We start from the raw sequence: 21,826 nt of genomic DNA on the forward strand, positions 1-21,826 counted from the left end.
AAAGGTGAACGCAATGAACACACATCAAGCTTTACCCTTGGCAGAATTATTAGAAGCCGCCAGTTTTATTGAACTAGGCGCGCGCGAACGCGCAAAGGTATTACTGGATCCGGGCACGATGCGCGAATTAATCGGCCCGTTTGATCGTATGACGTCGCCTTGGTTGGCACGGCAGGGCGTGGTGACCCAATCTGACGATGGCGTGATCGTGGCTAAGGGAACAATTAACAAGCAACCGTTTGTCGTGCTGGCGATTGAAGGCGCATTTCAAGGCGGTAGTTTGGGTGAAGTCGGCGGAGCCAAAATCTCTGGCGCGTTGGAATTAGCGGCGCAGGATAATCGCAATGGCATCCCGACTGGCGCCATCATTTTGTTTGAAACCGGTGGCGTGCGCTTGCAGGAAGCCAATCTCGGTTTGGCGGCGATTGCAGAAATTCATTCAGCGATTGTTGATCTGCGCCGCTATCAGCCGGTGATCGGTATTTCAGCCGGAACCGTGGGTTGCTTTGGCGGCATGTCGATTGCAGCGGCGCTGTGTAGTTATTTAGTGGTGACTAAAGAAGCGCGGATTGGGTTAAATGGCCCCGCGGTCATTGAACAAGAAGCAGGGATAGCGGAATACGATTCACGTGATCGGCCATTTATTTGGAGCTTCACGGGCGGTGAGCAGCGGGTTGATTCTGGGTTGGCCGATGTCTTGGTGGATGACGATGTGGACAAGATTCGCGCTACCGTGACCGACTTGTTGGCACGTGGAATTCCCACACTGCATCGCAGCGAACAGATCACTCGTTTCTTGACAGGCTTAAACAAGGTTGACGCCACAGCGCAAGCAACTCCCGCAATGGCGCGCGCGATTTATCAACAGGGAGGTGCGTAATGAGCGCAACTAATTCTCACATTAATTCATTACGCGGCGCGACGTGGTTGCAAGCGCTAATCGGTGCAGCTGCAATTCGGACTGATTTTCCTGCTTCGATCAAGGTTAGCGACGCCCAATTAAACGGACAATCCGTGCGTTACATTGCGGTGATACCGGACGCCGAAAATGCTTTTGTGCGCGCCAGAACAGGTGAAGTTGGTTTGGTCGAAGGCTGGCAGTTAGCGCGCGCTGTTCAAGAGGTCATTGATGCCGATGCGGCCGATGCGGCCAATTCGGTCAAAACACCGATTATCGCAATCGTCGATGTGGCGAGCCAAGCTTATGGTCGGCGCGAAGAAGCTTACGGTATTCATCAGGCTTTGGCCGCAGCGGCAGGAGCTTATGCCAGTGCACGTTTGGCGGGGCATCCGGTGATTGCGCTAATCGTCGGTAAAGCCATGTCGGGTGCGTTTTTGGCGCACGGTTATCAAGCCAATCGCTTGATTGCCTTGGATGACGCGCAAGTGATGGTGCATGCGATGGGTAAAGAGTCGGCGGCGCGGATTACCTTGCGCTCGGTTGAATCATTAGAAGCATTGGCTGAGACGATTCCTCCTATGGCCTACGATATTCGTAATTTTGCTTCGCTAGGATTGTTGTGGAAGTCCTTGCAAATTGCCGATCCCGATCAGCCGGATTTGGCTTCGGTTGACTTGGTGAAGCAGACTTTACACGAGGCGTTGGAAAGTATCCGCTCTGAGACGGTGCATGATTTGAGTGGACGACTTGGTGCGCCGCATCGTGCGGCATCGGCTCGGGTTCGGGAGTTGTTGGCGCAGCAGTGGAACAGCTAATTTGCGGCTGCTTTGATTTTTCGGGGCATTCCTTGTGGATGCCTTGGTTGAATAAGTATGTTTTTAAATCGGCCCAGAACTAGGGTATGGGTAGTTTCATGTTGAGATTGAAAATGCGACAGATTATCGGAGCGTAGATCTTAATTTTGTAAGTTTATTAGTTGGATATAACAAGCTTAGTAGGTTTTAGTACGTGCAGCACCAATAAATCAAAACGACTTTGCAAAAAGCGATGTTGAGATTTTTAAAAAATAACATTAACGGAGACAAACATGATTATTTACGGAACAGCCTTGCTCGCAGTCTGCCATCTGCTGGGGATTTTTTTAGGCGATTTATTAGGGTCTTTAATTGGCGTAAAAACCAACGTCGGCGGAGTTGGCATTGCGATGATGTTGCTGATCTTTGCACGCATGTATATGGAGCCGCGTGGTTATCTGCCTAAGCCTACCGAAGCTGGTGTGTCGTTTTGGGCGGCGATGTATATTCCTGTGGTAGTGGCGATGGCAGCCCAGCAAAACGTCGTGGCGGCTTTGCGCGGCGGGCATGTGGCGATTTTGGCGGCCTTGGGTGCGGTGTTGGTTTGCGCCTGCATTATTGCCTTGATCAATCGGATGGAACCCAAAAGCGATGTCGATCCGTTCGCCGCGTTGGCTGATCCAGACCACAAGCCACTAGCCTAAAGGAGGCCAAATTATGTTAACTATTTTAGACAAAGCAATTGAACATAATGGTCTCGTTGGCGCGTTTGCCTTCGTTGGGTTTATCGTCCTGATCTCCGGTTTTATCTCTCGTAAATTAACCTTTGGGCGTATGCACGGTTCGGCCATCGCGATTTTAATTGGCTTAGGGTTGGCCTACTGGGGTGGTGTTGTGACTGGCGGCAAAAGTGGTCTGGCCGATGTGTCGCTGTTCGCCGGCATCGGTTTAATGGGCGGCGCGATGATGCGCGATTTTGCGATTGTGGCGACTGCGTTTGAAGTACAACCGCACGAAGCCCGTAAAGCGGGTTTGATTGGTATCGTCTCCTTGTTTTTAGGAACGGTTGTGCCTTTTATTGTTGGTGCGACTTTGGCCTACTGTTTTGGGTATTCAGATGCCGTGAGCATGACAACCATAGGCGCTGGCGCCGTAACTTACATCGTGGGTCCTGTGACTGGCGCGGCGATTGGCGCGAGTTCGGACGTGATGGCGCTGAGCATCGCGACCGGATTGGTGAAAGCGATCCTAGTAATGATCGGTACACCCGTGGCGGCGAAGTTTCTTGGTTTGCGTACCCCGCGCTCAGCGATGGTGTTTGGTGGTTTAGCGGGAACGGTAAGCGGCGTGTCGGCAGGTTTAGCGGCAACCGATCGTCGTTTGGTACCTTATGGTGCGTTAGTGGCGACCTTCCACACTGGCCTTGGCTGCTTTATGGGGCCATCAGTCCTTTACTTTGCGGTCAAAGCCATTATGGGTTGAACGCAAGTCGGCTGAACCTCTACGGAGCATACGATGACCGATTTGAATTATCCAAGACCGCACGATCTGCTCTGGCATGACGGCGTGCATGGGTTGAGCGCACTGTCTGCTGCGGCGAGTTTGCCGGCTTGGTTTAATCCAAATTGGCCGGTAGTGGTGCGCCGTGCACCGTTAAGTGAAGATGGGCTGTGCGTGCCGGTCGGTTTGCGCGGGTTGACGCGCAGTGTGCGTTTTCCCGCGTTATTAGCGCATTCATCGATTAAGCGATGCCTCACGCCTGATGCATTGATTGAGCCTGATTTATGGCTGCTCAATCCTGAAATTGGAAATCTTCCGGCCCTCAACGCATTTCATGTTGTGCTAAAAAAACTATCGTCCACTGATTTGGTTTGGGGGCCGACCGGCAGCGTTGGATTTGCGTTAGCTACGGGAACGGCGGTTATCAACGCTGACAGTGATTTAGACTTGGTGCTGCGGGCAGATGAAAGATTGAGCGCAGAGCAAATCAAACTGTTACAACATGCGCTTACCCAAACTGAATGCCGGATTGATCTTCAAATCGATAGCGGCTTTGGCGGCTTTTCGTTTGTAGAATGGGTGCGTGACGCCGGACGAGTTTTGTTGAAGACAGAAACCGGTCCCGTTTTGACGGATGATCCGTGGGCTCATCCGATTGAATCCAATCATTCGAAACAGCGCATGGGCTAACGATGAGCTTGTTGTTCATGTTCCCCGGTCAAGGTGCGCAAAGGGCAGGGATGCTGCATTCCTTGCCAAATTCTCCTGAAGTAGCTCAAACCATCGAGCAAGCCAGCGTCGTGCTGGGCACAAATTGCTTGTCGCTCGATACAGCAACCTCGCTAGAATCCACCATTGCGGTGCAACTCTGTTTATTAATCGCAGGCGTTGCCATGGCGCGCCATTTTGCGGTCAATAATGTTGTGCCGAGCATGGTGGCTGGATTATCCATTGGCGCGTATCCAGCAGCGGTAACTGCAGGGGTGCTGAATTTTGCGGATGCGGTGCGCATGGTGAAACGCCGCGCCGAATTGATGGATCAAGCTTACCCGCAGGGCTTTGGTATGACTGCGATTAATGGTTTAGATCGCTTTGAATTGGGCGCGATTATCGACACTATTCACTCGTCCAATTCGCCAGTTTATTTAGCCAACCTGAACGCGGCCAAACAATTGGTGATTGCTGGCAGCGAGTCAGCGATGCAACAGGTGGCGCAGCAGGCTTTGCGCCAAGGGGCGACGAAAACGATACGGTTAGCGGTGACCGTGCCATCGCATTGCCCTTTGTTTGACGACGCTGCTTTGCAATTGCAACGCACTTTTGATGATGTTGAGTTTAGTGCGCCCCGGATTGCCTACCTCAGTTCGAATGCCGCGCGAGCACTATTTAATCCCTTGCATATCAAGCTGGACTTAACCAGCAACATGGCTAAGCAAGTGCATTGGGCTGATACCTTGCGACTGGCTTGGGAGCGAGGTGCGCGCTTGGCTATCGAGATGCCAAGCGGGACTGTTTTGAGTAAGCTAGCCAGCGCCCAATGGACCGAAGGCGTTGCGCTGGCCTGCGATAATTCGCGCTTGGATACGCTGTTTGCCCTAGCCCAGCGCGAGCAATCGCATTGACTACTTCGCGATAACCCGTCGAATTAACACCTCGATACAACGCGCTAATATAACTCCTGCCTAAACCAAGGCCATCTCGTCATTTCTCGACCTGACCTTTTCAACGGATGCTCGTAAAGTTGTGACCGCAATTAACGACATTTACATGATAGACCTTGCTCAAAGTCATTTAAGTGGTTAAATTTGTGGCTATTGTTGCATCTCGTTTATCTGTTTGATTTCCCCGCACTTGAATTGACCAACGCTTGGATAGGAACCCCGCGATGACTAATGCTGCCAGCACCAAACTCATTCTTGATTATGTATATGAACACGAAGAGGAACACCCCAGCAAAACCTATCTAACACAACCGCTGGGCCATGGAAAAATCGTGGATTTTAGTTGGGGAGAAGTGCTCGAGCAGGCGCGCCGCATGGCGACGTATTTGAAGAGTCAGGGTTGCGGCGAAGGTACGCAGGTTGCTATTTTATCCAAGAACTGCGCTTATTTTTTCATGGCCGAACTCGCCATTTGGATGGCTGGTGGCACCACGGTGTCGATTTTCCCGACCGAGAGCGCAGAAACGATAGGTTATGTGTTGGAGCATAGCGAAGCCAAGATGATTTTTATCGGTAAGCTTGATACGTGGCAGCAGCAATCCGCTGGCGTACCCGCTCATGTAGCGCGCATTATCATGCCGTTAGCACCACGAATCGACGGCGCAAAGTGGGAAGAAATTTTAGTTAAGAATCGACCTATTGCCGGCAAGCCCGCCAGAAAGCCGGATGATCTAGCGATGCTTATTTATACGTCCGGCTCAACCGGACAGCCCAAAGGCGTGATGCACAATTTTCAGCGCATTACGCGCGCGGTAGAGTCGGTGATTAATGTTAGTAAGCTGCAGCCTGAAGAACGCTTTATTTCGTATTTACCGCTGTCCCATGTGGTAGAGCGTACCTTTGTTGAGTGCGGTACTTTGATCGGTGGAGGACATGTATTTTTTGCCGATTCGCTGGCCACGTTTATGGAGGATGTGAAACGCGCTAGACCAACGATTTTCTTATCGGTGCCGCGCTTATGGCTTAAATTCCAGGAAGGCGTGCTGGCGCAGATGCCCGCCAAGAAACTCGATTTTTTATTAAAAATTCCAGTCATTAAAAAAATCGTCAGCCGCAAGGTGTTAGAAGGGTTAGGACTAGATCAAGCGCGTTTGGCCGGCAGCGGCACGGCGCCGATTCCCGCTGAATTGCTCGCTTGGTACCAACGCCTAGGATTGAATTTGTTGGAAGGCTACGGGATGACCGAAGATTTCGCCTGCTCGCATTTGTCTAGCGATGCGCATCACGAAATTGGCTTTGTCGGCGTGGCCTGCCCGGGCGTGCAAGTGCGCATTAGTGACGATGGTGAAGTCTTGATCAAATCGCCCGGTCAACTCGTCGGTTATTTCAAGCGTCCTGAGTTAACGCAAGAATGTTTCACCGAGGATGGCTTTTTCCGCACAGGCGATCAAGGTTATTTACGCGCTGATGGCATGTTGAAAATCACCGGTCGTTTAAAGGAAATCTTTAAAACGGGCAAAGGCAAATATGTCGCTCCTGCCCCGATAGAAAACCAACTCAACGCGCACCCGTTGATTGAACTGTCCTTGGTCTCTGGCGTGGGGAAAGAAAGCGCCTACGCGATGGTGTTATTGAAGGAAGAGCGCCGCATTCAATTATTGCAAGCGGCTTCCGAAGGCAGCAAACAGCGCCTGTTGCGTTCGCAAATGGAAGCGCAGTTGGAGCAATTGCTGGCCGATGTGAATCAAGAGTTAGTCAGCTATGAGCAATTGCATATGCTGGTTGTGGTATCTGATCCTTGGACGATTGAGAACGGTTGCCTGACCCCGACCATGAAGATCAAGCGCAGCAGAATTGAAGCGAAAGTTACCGAGCAATTGGATGGGTGGTATGCGTCGGGGAAAAAGGTGGTTTGGTTTTAATGAGTTGTACTGCGCTGTCTCGTTTTCTATGACGAGTTTGCCCCCGCCACTTGGCATTCACACCCGTTTTAATTGTTAGCAGTTATCTAGTCATTAATACCTCCTAGTTGTATCGGGAGGTAATCACCTTCTTTTCGACTATCCCCAACTCCTTGCCTCTTGAGCAATAACTCATCGTTACTGACTCAATGCCGACCAACTTCACAAACTTGAATACCGCATAAGTAACTTCTAATATCAAACTATCAGCCGGCATTGAGCTGAGCGGCGGCATTACCATTTTTGAGCGCTATCGTAGTTAAAAGAATGTTTAAAAATATAAGTATCGGTCGTTTCGATGATTTGCTCTATGAAAATTTAGGGTCGAATTGGAGCCGCTGTATTAGTCTTACACAGCGCTAAAACGCGCTTGCTTAACAATCAGGCCAACGAGACTTTAAAGAATTCGGCCTACCAATGCAGTATTAGCTAGCAATAAGAATAAGTTGGAGACACCCTTGTTTCTTGATCAACCACCCGAATCCTCGCAGCAGATTGTCAATCATGCTGGCGTGCTCACGTTCGACGAATTTGGTGTGATCGTCGCGTGCGATACGGGCGTCGCTCGGCTATTTGGTTATCAAAAACACGAACTACTTAAGCAACCCCTGTCGTTGTTAATTCCGCCGCCATTTTCATCCCAAGGCGCGCACTTGCAAGATGGAGCGATTTTTCGAATTATTGGCAAACGTAAGCAGGGTTCAGTGTTGCACGCCAAGTTAGAAATCAATGTAGTCAAATTAGCGGGACAATCGTTGTTCGTCGCCTCACTCAGTGAGCGCGCTGCCAATATCGACCTCAACAACGATCTACAACACAGCGCGGCGATTGCGCATGCCATTTTTGAAACGGCGATCAATCCCATCATCACGATTGATGCCAAAGGATTTATTCGCACCTTTAATTCTGCGGCGCTGCAATTGTTTGGTTACGCACCATCAGAAATGAGCGGCATGAATGTGCGCGAATTAATGCCGCAACCCTATCGCGATGAGCATGACGGCTATTTGCAGCGTTATCTGCAGGGCGGTACGCCGCGTATTATTGGAACCGGACGCGAAGTCGGCGCGCAGCGTAAAGATGGCACGGTCATACCAATTCATATCTCGGTCGGCGCGATGTCGGTGCCAGGGCAATCGATGTTTGTCGGGATTATTGTCGATTTGACTGAGCGCCGCGCGATTGAACAAGAATTGCTGCAACATCGTGATCAATTGACCGCGTTGGTGGAAAAGGCAACCAGTGATTTGCAGGCGATTGTCAGCCGCAACAACAATATCGCTAGCCGTATTCCCGGTGTGATTTATGTGTACCAATTGCGACCTGATGGAAGCTCTTGTTTTCCTTACACGAGCGATGCCATTTTTGACATTTTCGGTATTCTCCCCGAGTCGATACGGGAAGACGCAAGCAGCGCGATGAATTTGGTGTATGCCGACGACCTCGAATTGATCGCGACATCGGTGGAGATTTCTGCGCGTGATTTGACGCCGTGGCGCGAGCAATTTCGGATTTATTTCCCCGATGGCTCGCTGCATTGGGTTTATGGCGATTCCATTCCGCAGCGCGGCGAAGACGGGACCACCACTTGGTATGGTTATATTGCCGACATCACTGAGCGAAAAAAGCTGGAACAAGAATTAAAGGATAGCGAAGTATTAAATAAAGCTCTGTTTCAAAACTCGCACATTCCGATGGTTGTAAACGATCCCAACGGCGCAGGCTTTGTCGATTGCAATCAGGCAGCGGTTGACATATACGGTTACACCGACCGCAACGAGGTGTTAGGTAAAACACCGCTGGATGTGTCGGCGCCATTTCAATATGACGGAACGCCATCTGTCGATTTGATGGCACAACGCGATCAAGCAGCCATTGAAAATCAGATCGAAATTTTCGAATGGCGCCATCGACGCCCCAATGGGGAAATATGGGACGCCAAAGTGCATCTGATGCATTTCCAGCATCGCGGCAAAGACATGTTGCAGTTCACTTTGGAAGATATTACTGAACGCAAGCGGGCCGAAACTGCCTTGCGCGCCAGTGAGGAAAAATTACGCGGCCTGTTTGAACTCTCGCCGTTAGGCATTGCGCTGACCGATATGGAAGGGCATTACCTTGAGTTTAATCAGGCGTTTGTTGACATTACCGGTTACTCCGAAAGTGAACTCAAGGACTTAAATTCCTGGGAAATGACCCCGGCCAAATATGCGCCAGATCATGCACGGTTATTTCACGAATTAAAAACCCATGGCCGCTATTCGTCTTACGAAAAAGAATACTGCCGCAAAGATGGCACTTTGGTTCCGGTCAGTATCAACGGCATGTTGGTTACTGGTCAGGACGGACAAGATTACTGTTGGTCGATTATCGAAGATGTGACCGAGAAAAAACGCATCGCCGCTGCGCTGCAGCAAGCGATGGACGAGCTTAACAATCTGATCGAGCATATTCCCGCTGGCGTGTACAAACACCGCGTAAAGGCCGACGGCACGACACAATTTGACTTCGTCAGTCCTCGCATGTGTGAACTCATGGAAGTATCGATGGAGCAGGCCTTCAGCGATCAAGCCATGATTTTGCAGCGCATTCACCCTGATGAAATTAGCGCCTTTTTAGCCCAACTCAACAAGCGACAGCGCCCGGATGAACCTTTTGTTTGGGAAGGGCGTACGCGCGAAGGCATGAAAGTCCGTTGGGTGCACATTGAGGCATACCGCACCGTGCTGCCCAACGGCGACATTCTTTCTAACGGCATAGCCTACGACATAACCCAAACTAAAGAGCATGAACAGCAGCTCAACATCCTCGCCAACTACGATAGCTTAACTGGCTTACCGAACCGCAAATTGTTAATCGATCGTTTGCAACAAGCCGTCTCGCAAGCCAAGCGCAATCAAACCTCTGTTGCTGTGATCTTCTTGGATTTAGACGGATTTAAGCCAGTAAATGACACACATGGCCACGCCGTGGGCGACAAATTACTGATTGAAATCGCTCAACGGCTAAGTGGCAATTTGCGCGAATGCGATACCGTAGCGCGCATTGGTGGCGATGAGTTTGTGCTGTTATTGCGCGGCTTAGAGCAGATGGATCAATATCACATCGCCTTGCAACGCATTCTGGATTCGATTAACCAACCGGTCACCATCGACGTGATTACTGTGACCGTATCGGCCAGTATCGGATTAAGCCAATATCCATGCGACGCGACGGATCCCGATATTTTATTGCGCTTGGCCGATCAATCAATGTACAGCGCCAAACAAAGCGGTAAAAATAAATATAAGTTTTATTCGGGCGATTAACTCTGGGTTGCGTGCCTTTGATGCTTGGTGTGCTTGATCTGTCCGAACCCAATAGTGCACAGGCGCGTCGAGTGGGTTTGCTAAACTGACGTCGTTAAGTCCATAAAAATTGCTATATTTCACGGTTTAACATACTATTTTCCGGAACGATTATCTGGTGTTGGGCGCTTAGGTTGTTAAGTTCGAAAACAAACATTAAAAAGGAAAATCCACATGTCACTTCTTCACAATGAGCAAGCCGTAACGACGACCGACATTGCCTATTTAGATGCTGTCAGCGTCGCGATGAATCACCTTCCGCTGGAAGCTGGCGTGTATGGTGTTAAATACTTTGATGGATCGACCGGCTCTGAAGAGTGGGATGGCGCAAATTGGATAGGCCGAACCGACGTCGCACGTTATAGCGGTCGCCCCTTGTTACTCTCAAAAGTAGAGAAGCAAGAACACGTTGATACGATACTTGGCACAGTGAGCTCAGTTCACACTCCATCCGCCAGCGCGTTAGCATTAGCGCGTCATTATGCGTCGAAGCTGGAAAAGAACCGTACCGGCAGTAAGGTTGGCGTTCATGTACAAAACATGTTTGGGTTTTATCTATTAGCGAAAAACCTCGGCATGAATTTTGATGCCAACGATAAGTCCACACCGGCGACCATCACGGACAAAAAGTTGCTGGAGTGGGCGCATCAAGAAATCGGTAAGAAAGACGCCGATCGGCTTGCAAAAATTATGCGTGAAGCGGCCAAACCGGGGCCGGCATTGCAAGCTTGGCTCAAAGAGATTTTGGCTTAACTCCAAGCTCCTATCAACCTAGGCAGCAGAGATAAATAGGGTCATTTTCTTGCACTCTTGGTGACAGAAAATGACCTAAATAAATTAAATCGATGTACGGCTAACGCGGTCGTTAATTTAAATCCGCCACATTGAGTCGGAGGGCGTTTAAGTAGCCTTTGAATCGTTGCCTATCGGCAAAACTTCGTAAGTTCCCCAGTTTATAGCCCACCATTTCCAGCCTAGCGCTTTGTTCACTTTCCATTGTTTGTGAACCCACCAAAACAACTATTTCACAAAAAGTCACAATGTCCCGATAAATCGTGACGGAAAACAATTGTTTTACAGCAAAATCTTCGGTAATGTCCTTGTTGCCGCACTTCAATTCATTACTTCCCGGAGATTGTATGAAAAAACTTTTGTTAGTTGTCGCGTTGTGTCTGCCTTTTTTTGCCGTTCATGCTGAGAATGCGCAGCAATCAAAAATGGCGACTTGCAATAAAGACGCCACAGGAAAAAAAGGCGATGAGCGTAAAGCATTCATGAAAGACTGCTTGTCCGCCAAACCGGTGGTAGAAGAAAAGAAACTCACCCCGCAGCAAGAGAAAATGAAATCCTGCAATGCCGATGCCAAGGGGATGAAAGGCGATGAGCGTAAGACGTTTATGTCGAATTGCCTGAAGAAATCCTAATTCTCCCGCCACGTCCAGTGGCCTAAGTCCAACCCTAGAGACCGCTTTGTGACGTTCTCTAGGGGCTGGATTTGATTTCCTTTGCGTAACAGTAAAGCGACACATTTTTATTATTTGTTTTGTAAAACTCTCGAAATCGACCTAACCTAGGATGAACGACCCCTCACATCGTAGAAAGTGAACATCCTATGGCTTCGATAGAGCAGTTAGAAAAAATAGCGAACGCATGGTGGTACTACAGCGCCGAACTTGCCGACGGTCTTGTTGCTCACGGCCAATATCCTTCTACTTTTCCCTATTTACCGCGCTTACTGATGCGTCGGGCCGATTTAACTAATGCTGATTGCTTGGATCTCGGCTGCATGGAAGGCATGTTGCAAGTCCTGATGCATCGTGGCGGCGCAAAGCGTATAGTCGCGGCCGACGCTGTTCCGCACTGCACAGAAAAAATGGCGACGCTGCAAGAAGTCTATGACGCAAGTTGGACATTCAAGGAAATTGGCTTGATGTACGACTTAAGCCACAAGTTTGCAGCCGACGAAAGCTTTGATTTTGTGAACCTCTCGGGCGTGCTCTACCATGTTTTTTCACCGATGCACACAATCGCTAGCGTCCGACCTTTGGTCAAACAAAATGGCCTTTTTTTGGTGTCCACCAATGTCATCAATGAAGTATCAGACACCATGCAATTCAACACGGCTGGGCGACAAGAAGCGGAAAGTAATACCTTTTGGTATCCCTCGATTTCCTTGCTGGAATACTTTCTCCGTTATTTTAATTTTGCTCCGATTGACTGCGTTTTTGTTCCGATTGAGTCCAAATGCATACCCGGCTATGGAAACATAAGCATCGTCTGTCGCGCGGTTGGTCAAGCTCAAGCATTAGCGGCGAACGATAATTGGGGCAAGGATTCAATTCGGCATTCATGGGAATACCTGTCGCTCTCGAAACAGCGCTATGGTTCGCAAACACCGGACTCGACCATCGGCTATGCGGTGCCGCCAGCCTTGCAAGATCAAGTTAATCGAACGGGATCATTCAATCTTTACCAGGCTGTCAATGAATTAGGATGTCAGGTTGACGGTACGACCTCCAACATTCAAGACACCTATTTATTGCGACTGAATGATCAAAATTAAAACGAGTTTTTTGTAGTTCAATCCTGATCGATAAATGAGCCGATAAACAAAGCCTGCAGCTATGACAAATAACACATCCACCGACAACCATTCGCTGCTAGCCCAAGCTAATGACCCAGACACGGCAAGCGAGATGTTGGTGCAACTTTCAATGTCGGATGATGAGGTAATTCGTGGCGCGGTGGCCTGCAACAAATCAACGCCAGAAGCTGTGATTGAATCGCTGTTAAAGGACAAAAGTGAACACGTCTTGGATTGCCTGAAAAAGCGAGCGATTCTGCATCAAGCACGATTTATTAAACCCCAAAAAGTAATTGGTAAGCATGTGGTTTTCCGTGAGGCGAATACAGCAGACGCCGAGTTTATCCTGCAATTACGCACCGACTCCGTCATTGGGAAATACCTGTCACACACCGCAAACGATTTGAATTTGCAAGTCCAATGGCTGGAAAAGTATGCCAACGACAGCACCCAGATTTATTTCATTATTGAAGATAAAACTGGCGAACGCTTCGGCACTATCAGACTTTACGATCAACAAGGCGATTCATTTTGCTGGGGGTCGTGGATATTACGAGAAGGGCGACCTAGCGGCTTTGCGGTGGAGTCAGCACTCATGGTTTATCACTTCGCGTTGGGCTTGGGCTTTAAGCAATCGCACTTTGACGTGAGAAAGGGAAATGAGTCGGTATGGAATTTCCATGAACGTTTTGGCGCAGTGCGAGTTGCTGAAACGGACGAAGACTACCTCTACAGTATTTCGTTAGAGGCGATACAAAAGTCATTGCAAAAATACGAGAAATACTTGCCTAACGGGGTTGAAGTTCAACCCTAAGTTTCACGGGTTTCGGCGAGCCGATTTGAAAAGAATACCGTCCACCCATCTCTCCGCAGCACTATTGGCGGAAATGCAATCCAAGCCTAAGCTAACGCTGCCAAATTAAGGTTTGGTTTTTGGATCGGCGATCAAAGGCACAATCAAGCTATTCATCATCGCAATTTCATTGGCATCAAATCGGCCACTTCGATCATTTTTGGAGCGCTCGAGCCTGTCTCATGCCAGTGCCCTAAAAAGTGGCGTTGCCGCTGTAGCTGTTGGTTTAAGCACGCCAGTTTGAGCCACAGTCGACCCCAATTGCAGCGCAATGTACGTAATGTAATCAGCAAATTAAGGATGTAATGCTTTGTAACTGCTGTCTTCCCAGAGGCGAGCGATGCCGTTTTATGCTCATACCAACTCACTCAGGGGAACATCATGAAAACTCGTACAATTGCCCGCTCGATCCTGTTGACAATCGCAGCAGTCATCACGTTATCTAGCCTGTCCGGCTGTGTTGTTGTCCCAGCGCGCGGCTATGTTGCGGCACCAGTTACTTATCACGCTTATTACGTTCGTTAATCGGAACGCTGCGTGTTGTTAGGTTCAAGGCCGGAATTGAGGACTCCTCCAAACAGTGCTCATTCCGTCCTGATTTGATGTTGTCCTGCTTATGAAGCTAATGCCAGCGCGATGCCTTCGCCGCCGATGCTGATTAGGAAAAATAAGCCGGTGTAGGCGATTAGCCATCCGATAGCGATGAGCTTTTTGCCGTTTTCGCGGCTTTTAATCAGGTAGTAAGGAATGCCGATTACGGCGGCACCCAAGATCACAATATTGAGAACTATATGACGCTGATAGTGGCGTAAATTGCTGTCTTGGTGATACCAACTCAGCATGATTGCCACGGTCGATAGCAGCGCAATCGCATCCCACCACAGGGGCGAGACCGCATGCCTGGCTTCATAGAAACCGGAGACCAAGCCATCTGCAAAGGACAAAACTAGCAGGGCGATCAGCAACCATTGAATGCTTGCTGGGCCGAATTTTCCTAGATTTAATTTTGGAATCACTGACGGATACATTGTATTGGCCGGATTGGTTGCGCTAGACATGGTTTAAATAGGTTGGGCGTAAAGATGGGCGCAGTGTAATCAGATTTGGAATTGGCTGCAATCGTGGCGGATGTAAAAAAAGCAGAGTTGTTGTCAACTCTGCTTTTTTATTGCCGCGTACCTCGGTAGTTTAAACGCCTAAACGCCTAAACGATCGCGTAAATCATACCAAGCCGCGCCCATAGCAGTCAGTGGCACGCGGAACATGCGACCACCTGGGAATGGATAGTGCGGCAAGCTCTCGAATGCGGAGAAGCGTTCAGCTTGCCCGCGAATCGCCTCAGATAACAAGCGTCCGATCAAATGCGTGAAGGTGATGCCATGACCTGAGCAGCCTTGTGAGTAATAGATGTTGTCGCTCAATTTGCCGACTTCTGGCATACGCGACAAGGTCAGCAAGAAGTTACCGGTCCAGCCGTAATCGATTTTGACGTTCTTCAATTGCGGGAATACTTTCAACATGTTTGGACGCAAAATCGATTCAATGTGCGAAGGATCGCGCGCGCCATAAATCACGCCGCCGCCAAAGATCAAGCGCTTGTCGCCCGACAAACGGTAGTAATCGAGCAGGAAGTTATTGTCTTCGACGCAGTAGTCGGAGGGCAGAATTTCTTCGGCTAATTTACCTAATGGTTCGGTAGTGATGACTTGCGTACCGCATGGCATGGACATTTTAGCCAGCTTCGGTTCCAAATCACCGATGTAGGCGTTGCACGCTACGATGACAAATTTTGCTTTGACCGAGCCTTGCGCGGTATGCACCACGGGATTTGTGCCGCGATCAATTTTGGTCACGCCGCTGTTCTCGTAAATCACGCCACCATTTTGTTCAACCGCTGCCGCTTCGCCTAAAGTCAAATTCAATGGGTGGAAATGGCCGCCCGATTTATCCACCAAAATCGCTTGATAGCGATCGGTGTTGACGACTTTTTTGATCTCGCTAGCGTTTTCGATCAGGCTTAAGTCTTTATTGCCCCATTTTTCCCACAGTTCTTTTTGTTCTTCCAATGCTTTGACTTTTTTCTTCGACATCGCTGCGTACACGCCGCCGGTTTTTAAGTCGCATTGGATATCGTATTTGGCGATGCGCTCGCGAATAATCTTGGCACCTTCAAACATCATTTCGGCCAGTGGTTTGGCTTTTTCTTTGCCGTAGCTGGATTCGATCACATCAATATCGCGTGAATAGCTGTGTACGATTTGACCGCCATTGCGACCGGATGCACCCCAGCCGACTTTAGCTTGTTCTAGGATCACGACTTTGAACCCCGCTTCGGCCAGATGCAAGCCAGCGCTTAAGCCGGTATAGCCAGCGCCGATGATGCAGATATCGGTGTCAATAGCGCCTTGCAGGGCAGGGCGGTTAGGGGAAGCGTGCGCCGAAGCGGCGTAGTAAGAAGGAGCGTGTGGAATTGTGGACATAATTACCTTGCTAGTTGGTGTAAAGCGCCGCGCGCTTATTGAACATTATTTATAAATTTCGTGATAAATCTAAACCAAGCCGGGCAAATTGCGTATCCAGCGGCTGTAAATCACGTGCGCTAAAGCGTTGCTGGTCGGGATACGTTCTTTTAAGCTGGCTACGAGCGACTCGGACGATTGCACGCTGGGTAAATGCAACACCGCGTCAATATCGGATTTTTCATCAATGGCCCAATGACGAACTTTTTTGTCTTTTACCTCGCAATGAAACTGCATCGCGATGTGTTTCTCGCCAATCGTAAAAGCCTGATTCTGGCAATAAGGATTGCTGGCAATCAGCTTGGCGCCTTCTGGTACGGAGAACGTTTCGTTATGCCATTGGAACAACTCAAAGTCGGTGTGTCCACCAAACCAATCGCGCGCTGCATGGGCGTCAATGACGTGAATCGGATTCCAGCCAATTTCGTACATCAACGCTTTTTGCACCGTGCCACCCAAAGCAGTGCTGATTAATTGGCCGCCCAAGCAATGCCCAATCATCGGAATATCGGCGGCTAAGGCTTGACGCACTAGCTCTTTTTCTTGGCGTAAAAACGGAAAATTCTCTTCATCATTAACACTCATCGGCCCGCCGAGCATGCAATAACCGGAATAATCCTGAATCGATTCTGGCGGTAATTCGCCAGCGTACATGTGACGCACTTCGAATGGAATTTTTTGTTCGGTTAAAAAATCAACAAAATAATCCGGTGTATCAAACAAGACCTGCTGAATAATTAAAACTGGTTTCATGTACTAAAAATCGATTCGGTTAAAAGTAGATTATTGTCACTCGGATTCGGCGTAGACGCGGCAGGCGTAGCCAAAGGCTTCAAACATTTTGATCGAATGTGGATTCTGCGCTGCCTTCCATTCGGGATGCCATTGCACGCCCAAAGTGAATTGGCTGGCTTCGGGCAAATAAATCGCTTCGATCGAAGCATCTTCGGCGTAGCCAATCGGTTGCACGCCTTTGCCTAAGGTTTTAATCCCTTGACCGTGTAAGGAGTTCACCATGATTTCTTCTTGACCCAGTAACTTCGCCAGCCAGCTATTGGCGGTAAAGCGCACCGAATGCACGTCGGCATATTGCTCTTCAACCGATGCGTCGCCGTTTTCGCGGTGATCCAACATGCCGGGCAGAGAATACAGTTTTTGATGCAGATCGCCACCAAGGGCTACGTTGATTTCTTGCATGCCACGACATACAGCAAAAATAGGTAAGCCCATTTTTAAGGCGGCATGAATAAGGGGAATATCGAATTGATCGCGAAGAATATCTTGCTGTTTTTCGGGAGTGAGATTGGCTTGACCGTACAAAGTTGGATCAATATTGCTGCCAGCGCCGGTCAGATACACACCATCGACCATGCTTAAATACTGCTCAATATCTTCGGGGCCAAAACAAGTGGGAGCTAAAATCGGAACGCAACCTGCATGTTCAACTAAGGGTTTGATGTACTTCACGGTCATTACTTGGTAATCATGACCTTTACGTTCTTGTGCTCCCATCGACATCAGTACTACAGGCTTACGTTTTAAGTTTATTGCGTTTTGTGAGTTTTTTTTCAACATACATTACCTTTGCTTAGGCGAGGATTCGCCATCACGTCCGGGTTGGTCTCCTAAAGCGGAAATTTAATTTTAATTAATTGGAGTTAGACAAAATTAACCTAGTAGCTAGAACAATTTTGTGTAAGTCCTAAACTGGTGGTGACCAACTCGTTTTTTCCGCACAGCGACGCGTCTCAATCGGCTGCGAAGCTAGAATACCCAAGCGGCAAAACCCAAACAAACACAGTTTGAGCAAGTTTAGTTGCGGATTTTTGCCATGTTTCTTTAAAGACACTTTTCGCTTGTGCGATTATTTCGGGGCTAACTTCACGCGGGACAAAGCTGGCTTTGGCGCTGTTGTTTTCGTCAATTTAGTTAGAGAGAAAATTCTAATTACCCGCAAACCTAACATTCATGAGCCTCTTGAGAAGTGGTCTTATCGAAAAACTTTAGTTCTAAAGCATGTGCCGCAAAAAATTCGCTTTACAAGCGAAATGCACGATTGTTATATTGATTCGCGGAAATGTTTATGCGCAAGCGGCATTTTTCAACCATAAAGAGCAGCATGCGAAGACATGACTGCTGACAAAAATTAAAAAACAAAAGTCGGTAAACAACCGATTTACGGCATTGAATGGAGATCACAATGTTGTTGGAGACAGTATCGTCTGTGCGTACGCTCGTCCTTACCAAGGCAGCACGCCAGCAAATCAAGGCAACACGCCGTCAAATTACCTGCGCTGTTAGTCTGGCAAGCTTAGTTGTCGGCACATTTTTTAGCCCAATTTCCCACGCCGCTGCCGCCGATGGAAAAGCCATTTTTAACGGCACTTGCATCGCTTGCCATGGCAGCAAAGGCGAAGGCAATAGCAAAATTGGCGCACCCAATATCGCCGGTATGGAGGCGAGTTATGTCCAGCGCCAGCTTGCCCATTTCTCATCCGGACTGCGCGGCTCAGCGCCTAACGATAGCTATGGCGCACAAATGCGCGCTTCTGTGGCGGTGTTAAAAACCGATGCCGATCGCGCCGCGATTGCTTCCTATATCGCCAGCCTGCCGCAAGTTAAACCAAGCGCCTCTTATAGCGGCAATTTAAGCAAAGGCAGCACCCAGTTCAATGCCGTGTGCAGCTCTTGTCACGGCAGCCGCGGGCAGGGTAATCCAGGCATGGGCGCACCGAGTTTGATCGGTGTTGAGCCGCAATATTTAGAGCGCCAAATTAACGCTTTCCGATCAGGCCAGCGCGGAGCCAATCCGGACGATAAGCAGGGCGGATTAATGAAAGTCGGCGCGAGCATGTTGCCCGATGCTGGCAGTGTGCGCGATGTGGTCGCCTATATTGCAACGTTGAAGCCTTGATGAACATGAACAAGTCACTGCGTTATTTGCTATTTGTTGTAATCGGTTTTTGTTGTTCCCCAGTTTGGGCGGCAGATTTCACGCTTTCTACTCAATGTCCGGCCAGCTTTGTGTTGCGCGAAGGGCATTGCAAATTGGTGTCCAATTACACCGATTATGCGTCGTTGCAGAATGCGGGCGTAGGTGGGTTAAAGACGGGCTTGCCGACGATTCGGGATGGCTTTACGCCGCAAGAAATTGACCTTGGGCGCTATTTGTTTTTTGATCCAATTTTGTCCGGCAATGGCAAGCAATCGTGTGCCAGTTGCCACAATCCGGATAAAGGCTTTGCTGATAGCCGAGCGCGCAGCATCGGTTCAACCGGCAAAGAAACGACGCGCAATGCGCCGAGTTTGTGGAATGTTGGATTCTTAAAACGTTTCTTCTTGGATGGTCGTGCCAGCTCGTTAGAAGAACAGATGAAAGGGCCGCTGTACAGCCCGATTGAGATGGCCTCAACTCCGCAGCAAGTTTTGACTAGCTTGAATGGTAATAAAGAATACCGTCGCCTATTCGCTAGCGCCTATCCAAGCGCTTTCGCGGATAGCAAAGCGACGATCAACGTCGATCAGGTTTATCGTTCGATTGCGGCGTTTGAGACCTCGTTAATTTCACTTAACAGCCGCTACGATTTATACGCGCATGGTTTTCCTGATGCGTTGACCAAGCCGGAAGTGGAGGGCTTAAACGTGTTCCGTTCTTTCGTCGCGCGTTGTGCGGAATGCCATACGCCGCCGCTATTTTCTAATCAGCAGGTCGTGGTTATTGGAACGCCCGAGCCAGCCGGAATGCCGTTTGATCCGGGTGCTGGCGCGTATAGCAAGGAACCCAATTTACGCGGCGGCTTTAAAGTGCCGAGTTTGCGTAATGTCGAGTTGACGGCGCCCTATATGCACTCAGGACGTTTTGCCACCTTGCGTGAAGTGGTTAGTTTTTATAACGAAGGGCGCGGACATGCTGTGCCCAAAGATGAAAAGTTGATTTTGCATTGGCATATTCATGAGCCGAAATTGACCAACGCAGAACTAGATTGCTTAGTAGATTTTTTGAAGACGTTGACCGATGAATCATTTAAGCCGCAGCGTCCCAAAGCTGTTCCGTCGGGTTTGTCGTTGAAATAAATCGTAGTACCTAATAATAAATAAGGAGATGAGATGAGCAAAAAAGGAATCGCGCTAACGCTGGTTGCCGTGCTAGTTGCTGCTGGCGCCGGCTATCTGGGCGCGCGCAAACAATATGCCAATGCGGGTGCTGAAGCCGTCGCCGCCGCGCAATCGTTGCAAACTTCGCGCACTGGTTCAACTGGCAAAGGCAGCGCTGCCCAATTATCTGATGCGCTCGCAGCAGCCATGACCGGTAAAACCATCGTCGTTAAACCGGGTGAATTAATCCAAGCGGCGGTGGCGCAAGCTAAGTCGGGCGATACGGTGCAAGTGATGCCGGGCACTTATAACGAAACGGTGTACATCGATAAAGACAACATCGCGTTAGTCGGCGTGATTCAAGAAGGAAAATGGCCAACGCTTGATGGAATGAGCAAGTTGAATGACGCGGTTTTGTATTCCGGTAATGGCATTCGAGTTGAGAATTTCAAAATTGTGAAATTCAAAGGCAATGCGATTATGGGCCAAGCGGGTAACAACTTTGTGATTCGCCATAACTGGATTGAAGACACTGGCGTGTACGGGATTTTTCCGCAATTCGGTCAAAACGGTTTGATTCAATATAACGTCTTGTCGGGCATTGAAGATGCGGCGATTTATGTGGGTATGTCAGACAATATCCAAGTCGATCACAACGAAGTGCATGGCAATGTGGCGGGGATTGAAATCGAGAACTCCCGTCACGCCATTGTGGAAGACAATATGGTGTACGACAACGCGGGCGGGGTGTTGACCTTTGTTACGCCTTGGTTGCCGATCAAGACAACTTTCGATGTCATTATTCGCAATAACTTTGTGGTCAATAACAACCATAAAAACTTCGGCGCCGTTGGTTCTATCGTCTCTGGCGTGCCGAGCGGAACCGGTGTGATCGTTATGGCGGCAAAAGATGTGGTGATTGAGAACAACGTGATTCGCGATAATAAAAATGCGGGGATTATCGTTGCCGATCACAAATCGTTTGCCAATATCACCGTCGATCCAGAATCCGATCCTTACCCAGATCGGGTACAAGTGTTATCGAATTTGTTCTCCAATAACGGTTACGAGCCTATTGATGACATCAAAGCATTAATGTTGGCTTCCTTGACTAAACAAGGCCCGGATATCGTGGCCGTGGGCGGTGGCACTGGTAATTGCATGGTTGATCGTGCATCGCATTCCACGTTGGGAATTAGTGGTTGGGCAACGGTTTGTCCAATTACCACTTCAGCACAAACGGTGAGTTTGTTGTTGGATAAACCTGCTACACCACGTTCGACCGAAACTGTGACCAAAGGTCAGGTGCTCTATAACGGCATTTGCGCTGGTTGCCATACTTACAGCGCGCGCATGATTGGCCCACCAACGCAGATTATTCAGGCTTTGTATGCAGGCAATCCACAAGGTATTGCGGACTACATCGCGCACCCAACCAAAAAGCGTGACGATTTCCCGCCTATGCCTTCTCAAGGACACCTGAGCCCAGAAATGCGTAAATTGGTGGCGGAATATATGTTGAGCGTTAAGAAATAGCTCAAAAGAACAAGGGGAGTGCAGCAAGAGGGCATCGTAGCATGCCCGCGTATTAAGCTGGTGATGGGGCTGCAT

General features: G+C 49.1%; 21 protein-coding genes. 16 read left to right on the plus strand and 5 right to left on the minus strand.

Annotated features, from left to right (window positions below; genetic code table 11):
- Positions 1–13 precede the first annotated feature (13 nt).
- The 9 genes from E2I14_RS07195 to E2I14_RS07235 all read left to right on the plus strand — a co-directional run bounded on the left by E2I14_RS07195 (position 14) and on the right by E2I14_RS07235 (position 10,917).
- Positions 14–880, plus strand: coding sequence for a biotin-independent malonate decarboxylase subunit beta (locus E2I14_RS07195; protein WP_133326867.1), 867 nt, complete (start codon positions 14–16; stop codon positions 878–880).
- The gene (gene mdcE, locus E2I14_RS07200; RefSeq protein WP_133326869.1) at positions 880–1,716 is read left to right on the plus strand and encodes a biotin-independent malonate decarboxylase subunit gamma; all 837 of its coding nucleotides are present in this window, start codon (positions 880–882) and stop codon (positions 1,714–1,716) included. The genes E2I14_RS07195 and mdcE overlap by 1 nt, the downstream gene beginning before the upstream one ends.
- Positions 1,717–1,988: 272 nt before the next feature.
- Complete coding sequence (gene madL / locus E2I14_RS07205; RefSeq protein ID WP_133326871.1) at positions 1,989–2,399, plus strand: malonate transporter subunit MadL; 411 nt, start codon at positions 1,989–1,991, stop codon at positions 2,397–2,399.
- A 13-nt stretch (positions 2,400–2,412) separates the two neighbouring features.
- On the plus strand, positions 2,413–3,177 hold the full coding sequence (gene madM, locus E2I14_RS07210; protein ID WP_133326873.1) for a malonate transporter subunit MadM: 765 nt from the start codon (positions 2,413–2,415) through the stop codon (positions 3,175–3,177).
- Positions 3,178–3,210: 33 nt separating this feature from the next.
- A complete protein-coding gene (locus E2I14_RS07215; RefSeq protein ID WP_133326875.1) occupies positions 3,211–3,885 on the plus strand; it encodes a malonate decarboxylase holo-ACP synthase in 675 nt (224 codons plus the stop codon).
- A gap of 2 nt (positions 3,886–3,887) precedes the next feature.
- Positions 3,888–4,817 carry a malonate decarboxylase subunit epsilon gene (gene mdcH / locus E2I14_RS07220; RefSeq protein WP_133326877.1) on the plus strand — a complete coding sequence of 310 codons (930 nt, stop codon included), beginning with the start codon at positions 3,888–3,890 and terminating at the stop codon, positions 4,815–4,817.
- 263 nt (positions 4,818–5,080) lie between these two features.
- Entirely contained in the window at positions 5,081–6,778 is a 1,698-nt protein-coding gene (locus tag E2I14_RS07225; RefSeq protein WP_133326878.1) for an AMP-binding protein, read from the plus strand.
- 497 nt (positions 6,779–7,275) lie between these two features.
- Positions 7,276–10,125 (plus strand): PAS domain S-box protein, encoded by a 2,850-nt coding sequence (locus tag E2I14_RS07230; RefSeq protein WP_133326880.1) that lies wholly within the window; start codon positions 7,276–7,278, stop codon positions 10,123–10,125.
- Positions 10,126–10,338: 213 nt separating this feature from the next.
- Complete coding sequence (locus E2I14_RS07235; protein ID WP_133326882.1) at positions 10,339–10,917, plus strand: hypothetical protein; 579 nt, start codon at positions 10,339–10,341, stop codon at positions 10,915–10,917.
- 112 nt (positions 10,918–11,029) lie between these two features.
- On the opposite strand, the gene E2I14_RS07240 is transcribed toward E2I14_RS07235, so the two are convergent.
- A complete protein-coding gene (locus tag E2I14_RS07240; RefSeq protein ID WP_133326884.1) occupies positions 11,030–11,281 on the minus strand; it encodes a hypothetical protein in 252 nt (83 codons plus the stop codon).
- A gap of 22 nt (positions 11,282–11,303) precedes the next feature.
- Between E2I14_RS07240 and E2I14_RS07245 the strand changes: the two genes are divergently transcribed.
- The 4 genes from E2I14_RS07245 (at position 11,304) to E2I14_RS19280 (ending at position 14,126) form a co-directional block, all read left to right on the plus strand.
- Entirely contained in the window at positions 11,304–11,588 is a 285-nt protein-coding gene (locus E2I14_RS07245) for a PsiF family protein (RefSeq protein WP_133326886.1), read from the plus strand.
- Positions 11,589–11,776: 188 nt separating this feature from the next.
- On the plus strand, positions 11,777–12,727 hold the full coding sequence (locus E2I14_RS07250) for a class I SAM-dependent methyltransferase (RefSeq protein WP_133326888.1): 951 nt from the start codon (positions 11,777–11,779) through the stop codon (positions 12,725–12,727).
- A 61-nt stretch (positions 12,728–12,788) separates the two neighbouring features.
- Positions 12,789–13,562, plus strand: coding sequence for a GNAT family N-acetyltransferase (locus E2I14_RS07255; RefSeq protein WP_206105590.1), 774 nt, complete (start codon positions 12,789–12,791; stop codon positions 13,560–13,562).
- 420 nt (positions 13,563–13,982) lie between these two features.
- On the plus strand, positions 13,983–14,126 hold the full coding sequence (locus E2I14_RS19280) for a hypothetical protein (protein WP_165967777.1): 144 nt from the start codon (positions 13,983–13,985) through the stop codon (positions 14,124–14,126).
- 89 nt (positions 14,127–14,215) lie between these two features.
- Here the strand turns inward: E2I14_RS19280 and E2I14_RS07260 are convergent, their stop codons facing one another.
- From E2I14_RS07260 to E2I14_RS07275, 4 genes are all read right to left on the minus strand, one after another.
- Positions 14,216–14,659, minus strand: coding sequence for a hypothetical protein (locus tag E2I14_RS07260; RefSeq protein ID WP_133326890.1), 444 nt, complete (start codon positions 14,657–14,659; stop codon positions 14,216–14,218).
- Between the two features lie 138 nt (positions 14,660–14,797).
- Positions 14,798–16,081, minus strand: coding sequence for an NAD(P)/FAD-dependent oxidoreductase (locus E2I14_RS07265; RefSeq protein ID WP_133326892.1), 1,284 nt, complete (start codon positions 16,079–16,081; stop codon positions 14,798–14,800).
- 69 nt (positions 16,082–16,150) lie between these two features.
- Positions 16,151–16,873, minus strand: coding sequence for a type 1 glutamine amidotransferase (locus tag E2I14_RS07270; protein ID WP_133326894.1), 723 nt, complete (start codon positions 16,871–16,873; stop codon positions 16,151–16,153).
- A 36-nt stretch (positions 16,874–16,909) separates the two neighbouring features.
- Positions 16,910–17,638, minus strand: a complete 729-nt coding sequence (locus tag E2I14_RS07275; protein WP_264757051.1) for a gamma-glutamyl-gamma-aminobutyrate hydrolase family protein — start codon at positions 17,636–17,638, stop codon at positions 16,910–16,912.
- A 682-nt stretch (positions 17,639–18,320) separates the two neighbouring features.
- Here E2I14_RS07275 and E2I14_RS07280 point away from each other — a divergent pair.
- From E2I14_RS07280 to E2I14_RS07290, 3 genes are read left to right on the plus strand one after another with little or no spacing between them, the layout of a single operon-like run.
- The gene (locus E2I14_RS07280; RefSeq protein WP_165967778.1) at positions 18,321–19,034 is read left to right on the plus strand and encodes a c-type cytochrome; all 714 of its coding nucleotides are present in this window, start codon (positions 18,321–18,323) and stop codon (positions 19,032–19,034) included.
- Positions 19,035–19,039: 5 nt separating this feature from the next.
- Entirely contained in the window at positions 19,040–20,194 is a 1,155-nt protein-coding gene (locus tag E2I14_RS07285; protein ID WP_133326900.1) for a cytochrome-c peroxidase, read from the plus strand.
- A 33-nt stretch (positions 20,195–20,227) separates the two neighbouring features.
- Positions 20,228–21,751, plus strand: a complete 1,524-nt coding sequence (locus E2I14_RS07290) for a parallel beta-helix domain-containing protein (RefSeq protein WP_133326902.1) — start codon at positions 20,228–20,230, stop codon at positions 21,749–21,751.
- The last annotated feature ends 75 nt before the right edge of the window (positions 21,752–21,826 follow it).

Origin of the sequence: Sapientia aquatica (assembly GCF_004358105.1) — a bacterium.
GTDB classification, from domain to species: Bacteria; Pseudomonadota; Gammaproteobacteria; order Burkholderiales; family Burkholderiaceae_D; genus Solimicrobium; species Solimicrobium aquaticum.